3 protein-coding genes are annotated in these 3448 nt (G+C 72.5%); 1 reads left to right on the top strand and 2 read right to left on the bottom strand.

Annotated features, from left to right (window positions below; all coding sequences use genetic code 11):
• Both B277_RS14615 and B277_RS14610 read right to left on the bottom strand, forming a co-directional pair.
• Positions 1 to 785 (bottom strand): DUF6801 domain-containing protein (locus tag B277_RS14615; protein WP_007929653.1); only part of this gene is annotated, 785 nt, incomplete at its 3' end.
• A 165-nt stretch (positions 786 to 950) separates the two neighbouring features.
• Positions 951 to 2132 carry an NADH-quinone oxidoreductase subunit D gene (locus tag B277_RS14610; protein ID WP_040881737.1) on the bottom strand — a complete coding sequence of 394 codons (1182 nt, stop codon included), beginning with the start codon at positions 2130 to 2132 and terminating at the stop codon, positions 951 to 953.
• A gap of 54 nt (positions 2133 to 2186) precedes the next feature.
• On the opposite strand from B277_RS14610, the gene B277_RS14605 reads away from it, so the two are divergent.
• A complete protein-coding gene (locus B277_RS14605) occupies positions 2187 to 3446 on the top strand; it encodes an SGNH/GDSL hydrolase family protein (protein ID WP_007929651.1) in 1260 nt (419 codons plus the stop codon).
• Positions 3447 to 3448: the final 2 nt, after the last annotated feature.

Genomic DNA, 3448 nt, shown 5'->3' with positions numbered 1-3448 from the left:
TCTGCGCGTCGGGTCGGGCGGTCTCGCGTCGGGTCGGGCGGTCTCGGCTCGGGTCGGGCGGTCTCGCTCGGGTCGGGCGTCTCGCTCGGGTCGGGCGTCTCGCTCGGCTCGCCGCTGGCCTCGGTGACCTCGACGGTCGCGACCGTCGACGACTCGGAGACGTTGGTGCAGTCCATCGTGATGTTGGTCTTGTAGCCGGTGCCGTCCGCGTTGGAGTAGCCGCGGATGTAGGCCTGGAAGTCGCCGGCCTCGATCGTGTAGGTGCCGGGGACCTCCGCCTTGACGGGCTCGACGGCGCCGGTCGCGGAGACGGTCAGGTCACCGGACTCGGGCACGGCGGTCACCGGGACCTCGAGCGGCATGATGCCGTCGGCCGACTCGGTGCCGTTGGTCAGGGTGAAGTCCGCCTGGTTGCGGGCATTCTTGGTGTTGAGCCCGCCGTCCTCGGCAGCGGCAGTGGCGGCGTCGGGGCCGTCGACCGCACGCACACCGAGCAGGCCGTAGAGGGCGTCGCGCTGCTCGTTCTGGATCGTCACGTCGGCGGTGACGGCGGAGTCGATCTCCTCGCCGACCTCGACGGAGGTGGGCGCGTCGACGGTCAGGTCGACGGACACGGGGGCCGCGTCGTAGGTCACGCCGACGTTGAGCACGTCGAAGGAGCAGGTGTAGTTGAGCGTCACGGTGTCCGCCTGGGCCGGCGTCGCCATGAGGCCCACCCCGAAGGCGCTCAGCCCGGTGACGACTGCGGCACCCGCGGACAGGCGGGTCTTGAGGCGCTTGGCCATGAAATTCTCCCCTTGGATCTCTGGTCGCGCCACCACGTTGAGGACGCCTTCCGCGAGCCAACCTACCGTTCGCTGAGAAGGCTCACAACCATTTCCCAGCCTTTTATTACCAGCTGGTCACCTGCGGTGGCCGGCACGAGGGGGGGGCGGCCGGCCCCCTTCGCCTCACTTGTCGACGTCGCCGACGACGAAGAACATCGAGCCGAGCACCGACACCATGTCGGCGACGAGAGCGCCGGGGAGCAGCTCGCTCAGCACCTGCACGTTGTTGAAAGAGGCCGACCGCAGCTTGAGCCGCCACGGCGTCTTGTCGCCCCGTGAGACGAGGTGGTAGCCGTTGAGACCCAACGGGTTTTCGGTCGCGGTGTAGCGCTCGCCCTCGGGCACCTTGAGCACCTTGGGCAGTCGCTGGTTGACCGGCCCCGGCGGGAGGGAGCGCATCCGCTCGACGCACGCGTCGGCGAGGTCGAGACTCACGTGGGTCTGCTCGAGCAGCACCTCGAGGCGGGCGAGCGAGTCACCCGCGGTCCGGGTCACGACCCGGCCGGGGCCGTCGGCGGCGAAGAGCTCGCCGTAGGCGAGGTAGGGCGCGTCGCGCCGCAGGTCGAGGTCGACGCCGCTGGCGCGGGCGATCGGCCCGGAGACGCCGTAGGCCTCGGCGAGCGAAGAGGGGAGCACCCCGATGCCGCGGGTGCGCGCCTCGAGGATCTCGTTGCCCACGAGCAGCGCCTCGAGCTGTGGCATCCGGGCACGGACCGCCGCGACGGCGGCGGTCACCCGGTCCAGCCACCCGGCCGGGAGGTCCTCCTTGAGCCCGCCCACGCGGTTGAACATGAAGTGCATCCGGCCGCCGGAGATCTCCTCCATGACCGCCTGGATCTCCTCCCGCTCGCGGAAGGAGTAGAAGATCGGGGTCATCGCGCCGAGCTCGAGCGGGTAGGAGCCGAGGAACATCAGGTGGTTGAGCACCCGGTTGAGCTCCGCGAGCAGGGTGCGCGCCCACGTCGCCCGCTCCGGGACCTCCATGCCGAGCATCGCCTCGACCCCGAGGACGACCCCGAGCTCGTTGCCGAAGGCCGACAGCCAGTCGTGCCGGTTGGCCAGCACGGTGATCTGGCGGTAGTCACGGACCTCGAAGAGCTTTTCCGCGCCGCGGTGCATGTAGCCGACGACCGGGTCCGCGGAGACGATCCGCTCGCCGTCGAGAGCCACCCGCAGTCGCAGGACGCCGTGGGTGGCTGGGTGCTGCGGGCCGATGTTGAGCACCATGTCGGCGCTCGCGAGCGAACCATCGCCCACCCCGACGTCAAGGGTTCGGGTACCGGCGGGGCCCGGTGCGCTCGTCATGCCCGCCAGTATGCGCCAGGCGGTGGGCCCGTGAGCCTTTGGCACGATGGTCGGGTGCGACCCAGGGGACGACGGGCGGGTGCGGGGCTGAGCGCCCTCGCGCTCGGGCTCGCCCTGCTCGCCGGCTGCACCGACACCGAGGAGGCCCCGGAGCCGACGGGCGGCGCCACCTGGGAGCGCACGGCCGTCCTCGACCCGTGGCTCGATGCCGTGAGCACCTCCGATGTCGAGGCCGCCAATGTCGTCGTCCTCGGCGACTCGGTGAGCGAGGGGTACGGCCTGAGCAACCACCTCGAGCGCCGCTGGGTCGACCGGCTCCAGGCCGGCCTGCGCCAGCGAGCCGGCGCCCCCGGTTGCCCGACGACCCCCGGTGGCTGGCACGGCACGACCTCGCTCGTGCCCGCCGACTACCGGGCCCAGAGCCTGCCGCACCCTCGCGTGGGCGGGCGGGCGGACCCCGCGCCGACCCTCGGGCCCGGGGGCCGGGGGCTCACCCTGCGCCCGGGCGCGAGCGTCACCTGGCTCGTGGACGCCCGCTCCGTCGACATCGGCTACCGCACCCGCTTCGCCGGTGGACCGCTGCGCGTCGAGATCGACGGGCAGGTGCCGGCCGACGGCATCTCCGTGCCCACCGACGCCGACCCGAGTGCGGAGCGCAAGGTGTGGTCGTCGGGCGACCTGGGGCCGGGCTCCCACCGGGTGACCGTGAGCAACCCCCAGCCGGCGACGAGCTCGCACTTCGCGACGGTCACCGACCTCACCCCCTTCCGCGGGGACCGGGGCCGCTGCGTGCACGTGCTCGACGCCTCCCGCTCAGGCGTGTCGGCGCAGACGATCGCCCAGACGCCGACCTATCTCAAGGACTCGCTGTCCCTCGACCCCGACCTGGTCCTCGTGCCGCTCGGCTTCAACGACCGCCGGGCGGGGGTGCGGCCCGCGGACTTCGGGCGCAGCCTCGACACGCTCGTGCGGCAGGCGCGCTCGCTCGGCTACGAGGGGCCGATCCTGCTCGTCGGCTGGTTCACGCCGGGCACCGACGGGCCGGACTGGTCGGGGTACCTGCGGCAGATGGCGGCCCGCACCGACCACGAGGGCGTGAGCTTCATCGACCTCTCCGCCGTGCTGCCGGCGGCACGGCCGGGCTCGCGCTACTACATCGACGGGCTGCACCCCTCCGCCGACGGGCAGCCGCTCATCGCCTCGAGCCTCGTCGAGGCGCTTGCGCCCGAGGACGAGCAGGACACCCCGGGGTCAGCCGGCACGGGGCGCGACCCGGCGCAGGGCCCAGACGAATCCACCCGGCCCCGCTCCTGAGG

The organism is Janibacter hoylei PVAS-1 (genome assembly GCF_000297495.1).
GTDB classification, from domain to species: Bacteria; Actinomycetota; Actinomycetes; order Actinomycetales; family Dermatophilaceae; genus Janibacter; species Janibacter hoylei.
Note: the sequence above shows the minus strand (reverse complement) of the source record. Positions and strands in the feature narration are given on the sequence as shown.